At 32.5% G+C, this 5,164-nt stretch carries 5 protein-coding genes; 1 reads left to right on the top strand and 4 read right to left on the bottom strand.

The window, feature by feature from the left end; genetic code table 11:
- Window positions 1-1,388: 1,388 nt before the first annotated feature.
- The 4 genes from ACK4M9_RS22575 to ACK4M9_RS22590 form a co-directional block, all read right to left on the bottom strand.
- Complete coding sequence (locus ACK4M9_RS22575; RefSeq protein WP_409855033.1) at window positions 1,389-1,592, bottom strand: ribbon-helix-helix domain-containing protein; 204 nt, start codon at window positions 1,590-1,592, stop codon at window positions 1,389-1,391.
- Window positions 1,593-2,318: 726 nt separating this feature from the next.
- Window positions 2,319-2,816 carry a hypothetical protein gene (locus tag ACK4M9_RS22580; RefSeq protein ID WP_409855034.1) on the bottom strand — a complete coding sequence of 166 codons (498 nt, stop codon included), beginning with the start codon at window positions 2,814-2,816 and terminating at the stop codon, window positions 2,319-2,321.
- Between the two features lie 871 nt (window positions 2,817-3,687).
- A complete protein-coding gene (locus ACK4M9_RS22585) occupies window positions 3,688-3,930 on the bottom strand; it encodes a helix-turn-helix domain-containing protein (protein WP_409855035.1) in 243 nt (80 codons plus the stop codon).
- 364 nt (window positions 3,931-4,294) lie between these two features.
- Window positions 4,295-4,465 (bottom strand): helix-turn-helix domain-containing protein, encoded by a 171-nt coding sequence (locus tag ACK4M9_RS22590; RefSeq protein WP_409855036.1) that lies wholly within the window; start codon window positions 4,463-4,465, stop codon window positions 4,295-4,297.
- A 193-nt stretch (window positions 4,466-4,658) separates the two neighbouring features.
- On the opposite strand from ACK4M9_RS22590, the gene ACK4M9_RS22595 reads away from it, so the two are divergent.
- Window positions 4,659-5,164: recombinase family protein (locus ACK4M9_RS22595; RefSeq protein ID WP_409855037.1), on the top strand; the 506-nt coding region annotated here is incomplete at its 3' end.

Raw genomic sequence — 5,164 nt, forward strand, 5'->3', positions numbered from 1 at the left:
AAATGGACAATGCCTGTCAGAGACTGGGGAATAATTATAAATCAATTTATGATTATCTTCGAAAATCGTTTAACTATTTAACAAGCCCATATGTGACTTACACACTTAGTGGGATAGTGTCTCTTGGCACAAGTTTTATGTTTGCTGCTCCGCTTGGGCTTTAGTTTCGATGGCTTCATTCTTATTGCCGGTGGAAATGGATTGGTTGCAGGTTTCAATTACATCAGAGTTACTACTTATGGATTGGGTATGTTTCAATAATCTCTTGCTTATTATTGATAACTGAGGATTGAATATTATCACCATTTTATTCTTGCTTGTTATTGGTACTGGAGGATTGACAACTGGCTACGTTTTTCTAGCATCAATGCCGGTGATAGGTTGCTTCAAGCAATTAAACCTTGTGAACCAAACACAGGTTGCCCCTTTCCCCTGTGACTATCTCTTTGTATTGAATAATTTTCAATATTTTGATAATCTTTAGGTACTGAATAAAGAAGATATTTAAACAACAATAACTTCATTATTCGCAATCTTACATTTAGCAACTACACCCCAACCTGTAAAGAGTGTATCCCCTGTATTTCATTAGATATTAACCTCCATTGATGATGTTATTATATTGCATAATCAATTCTTGGTTATGTCCCGGTGCAGTATATTTTCTCATTATAATCTTATGGAGATGTAGTCGAATTTACCTATCATCATATAATCATTATTCTGGTGAAAATTTCATTTTATTTATCTAACACCTTTAATCAAAGAACACTATCTAACTTATCTCATTTGTTGCTTTTTTAGCCGTATCTACTCTTTTTTTCAATATTCATGTCACGAGTCGCCTGTTGTTGGGTATGGAACAGAGCAGGCGTTTAGTAGATTGCAGCACAGTAAAATCGCTTACTTATCACCATTCCGATTCATCTTTATTGGTATAGATAAGTAGTATTTGTCGGTAGCAGTTATAATTTTTTCAGTAAGTGGGGAATTACAGTAGGCAAGAATTTCAGTAGGTGGGAGTTCAGTATGTGGGAATTACAGTTGGTGAAGTTTCAGCGGGTGGGAATTACAGTAGGTGAGAGTTTCAGTAACAATTTTGCAATTAGGATATTTTCAGTATATAAATACAATGCAAAAATAAAATTTGATAATGATAATGTCAAGATTTTATGGATTGGAATCTAAAATAAATATTACCAAAGTCGTAAATCAATAATATCCATGTTTTTCCGGACTGCATGAGCATGAATGCAAATAATTATTTAACATAAACTTAAAATTGGCTATCAAAGGAATAGAGATTATTTTTCTGAGCATTTATTGTTGAATATATTATCATAAATTAATGTTTATGATGCATGGTCGTATGACCATGCATCATTTCCTTAGTCCAGTTTCAAACTGATACTACCTTCTTCTTCAACATCTCTAAGCAATCTCCTAACACCTTCACGGATTATTTCGCTGGTGCTGATGCCGGTTTTTTTTCGGATTGCACGTAACTTATCTATCATACTATCATCCATTCGACAATAGAGAATTTGCTTTTTTTGTTCCTTAAACTCTTTGTACCCTTGTACAGTATCCATTTTTGTTTGTATTTAATAATGTTATGTTTTTTGGGGTTCTGTTACCCTTTTGTTTATAAATACTGCACATTTTGAAAAAAGAGTGAGAAAATGCATGAAACATGAAAATATTTTTTAATTGGTAATTCACGGTCAAAAATGTCTGTTACTATGCAACCAGAACCTTTCGTTTGGTCTGATTTTTTTATTATCAATAGTTGCATTTATTGAGATTGGATGTTTTAAAAATTTCTGTTCTAATTTTACATATTGATTTTTTATATATGGTTATTTGATTAATAATATTATTTTTTCATTTTTCAATGCTCTTATTTAATGGGCATACCTATCCCATGGCACGATGCCCTTTCCTTTGTCATAGTAAGTTTAAGTGAAATGTGTAACCTGATTGGATTATACTTCAACACAGGTCTCCAGAGAAAGCAATTTGGATGAAATAGGGTTACTACTATATAGTGGTTCGTAAAAAAACAGTTAATCTGTTTTGTTTCACAAAGGTAATACGGAATTGAAGTTTTGTCACGGATTTTTGGTTGAAGGGGTATTCAGTTTTGACGAATGACAGAGGTTTTAATTAAAACCGATGGTTTAATTAAAAACAATTGTAAATTACTGTAATACAATATTATAAGATTTTATTGGGTTAAATTTTGATTTGGCGAATAACCCAGTCTCTGAGGAATGGCGCAAAATATTTGATTTTCAATATTAGCCATTACCGGATGTCTACAATATTCTGGCTAATTTATTAACGTCAATTCCACCCCCTTGCTTGAAAATATCATTTAATGGGGAAGGCATTATTCCCAATCCGTAATTATTTAATATGGATGATATTTGATTACCCAAGTGTCTTTCAATCCTTGGATACCTGTAAAATACTTTTACTCCTTTTCCATTGTTATTACTCAGTTTTGGTTGAATCTGGATTAATTTCGTCTTAAAGAAATTGAGCGTAGGTTGTATAAGACTTTGATAATTGTTGTTTTTTTTCCTTGATAGCCAATTGTAGTTTATTGTGGTATCATTTTGATTCAATGCATATGGACACACATCTAAAATAAGGAATCCACGGAGATTTAATTCAGATACCAAATCTTGCTTGGTGCTTAGGTTTGTTATCGGTGTTATACCTGCTATGTTAAGAGCATCCTGCATATTTTTCACGCTGAAAAAACTACTTACTTTTGGATTTCGAAGATTGTAAATATATTTATGAGGCACATGACTTCCCCAGAGCGGTGCTTCAGAAAGCACTATATATTTTATCTCTTCCAATTTGGTCAGGTTTGAATTATATAGTAAATCAATATCATGAAAGGCGTTGGTTAAGTAATTGATTTCTTTGGGTGTTATTACTCTTCCAATACTATTATAGTATTGATGCAATTGAGTTAAAAGTATGTGCCACATAGTTTTATGGATTTAGATTTGATTTTTAATACTTAGATTATTGTCAATTTATTCTGCTTCTCAGTAAACCTACTGTTTAAATCATTCGACAAAACTATTGATTTATATTCGTATCTCATTGGTTTAAAATAATTAGTGGATTAATAAATTTGATGTTTTATAAGTTTGGTTGTATTTCCATTCAATCCATTTGATGTTCAAGTATTTATTATTTTCACTCAAAACGGTGAACTTTAACCTTACCATCGACCTTTATATACCTTCTTTTATCTTCTTCTTTAAAAACAACTGCATTATTATGACAATAGAACCAACCTCTCACCGCTAAGGATACGTCTGAGAAAGTTTTCAGTTTGTTGTCGGTACATGAAAACCGCCAGTTATTTTTGGAGCACCTTTAAGACTTTCTAAATTATTATTAAAACAATCAAAATGCGCACGAACAGATTCAGGAGCACCTTCCAAAGTAATAAGTTCGTTTCTTTGACAACAAAATGCCGCTCCTACCGGATAATTGCCAAGTAATGTCTCCATACGTCTGATATTTTCTGCTGGTAAAGATATGTGATTGCTACGAATCAACCAGAGCGAGTATATTAGGTTTCATCACTGAAATATACCGATAAAATTTCATTAAATATGGTTGTTCAACAGACAGGGTGAACTTTTCAATTTTACCAAATCATTGCCAATCAATAATGGACAATACCTCTGAAGGTTTAACACCATATACAGAACATAACTCCAATAAAGTAAAGAGTTGAATCCCACGGCTATTCTCTGCTCTACTAATCGTGTTTTTGTTTAAGCCGGTTAATTCCTGTACATTCTTATTAGTGAGGTTTTCATTAAATCTAATCTCTCGCAATAAATTGCTGATTAATTTAATGCTTTTCTGGTGCTTGCTTAATAATTTATTTCCCATTTTATTGTGAATTTTCCAATAAATACTGAAATAAATAAGAAAATACCATTACTTACACGGAAATTCACAATTAATTGGGAATCAATGTGTACTATAACTCTACTAAAGGGTGCTTAATGAGACAAGTAACCCTGATTTAATCGTACCCATTACACATAAAGAGAATGAGAAAACCTTAGTTAAAACGGTGTTTTTGATGTTTTTCCGGTGTGAAATTGGAAAATGTAGTGCCTACATAAGAAAATCGTCTCTTTTATATGCTTTTGAAATACTTAATGGATAGATGAGATGCAGAAAATTTGCAAAAGAAAGAATCTAAAAGTCCTGTGAGAGATAGTTATTACTATATAAGGTAGTGGTTTATCTAAAAATCTTTGAAGAATTCATTTAATGAAACTTCAAGTGCAATAAGTACCATAATAAGTGTTCCTAAATTACTGTTCTCCCCATTTTCTAATCTGTTTATGGTTACTTTATTGAAGCCATATTGCTTGGCAAAATCTTCATAGTTTTTGAACTGATTTCTCCTAATCAACCTAACTTTCTCCCCTATCTTTTTCAAATTGATGTTTACCAATTCTTGATGTTCTGACTTCATAGTGCGTACTGAATTAGATTTTTGCAAACATACAATAATTACATAAAAAAGTATGTATCAATTTCTGAATACATAATATATTATGTATTTTTGCAGATAATTCATTCATGCTAAAAATAAATCTTAATCTATGAAAAAACTTGCCCTTTACCTTAGAGTATCCACCGCAGACCAGACCGTAGAAAACCAACGAATCAGATTAACAGAATACGCTAAAAAACAAAATATCCAATTCGATATTTTTGAAGAGGTTGAATCAACAAGAAAAACGAGACCTGTGAAACAAGCATTGTTAGCAAGACTGCGTAAACAAGAATATTCAGCCATTATCGTCTACAAACTTGACCGATGGGCACGTAGCAGCACAGAACTGATATTGGACACAAAGGAGTTGATTGATAAAGGTGTTGGTTTTATTTCGTTATCAGATAATCTGGATTTCTCCACAGCAGCAGGAAAACTTCAGTTCCAAATTCTTAGTGCTTTTGCAGAATTCGAACGTGAATTAATCCGAGAGAGAACCATTGAAGGTTTACGCAGAGCCAAACAGCAAGGCAAACCATCAGGACGTCCAAAGGGAAGCAAAGACACTCGTCCCAGAAAGAAATCCGGGTACATTCTCAGAGAAGCAAAGAA

Source organism: Anaerobacillus sp., assembly GCF_046314235.1.
In the GTDB taxonomy this organism is placed as follows: domain Bacteria; phylum Bacillota; class Bacilli; order Bacillales; family Anaerobacillaceae; genus Anaerobacillus.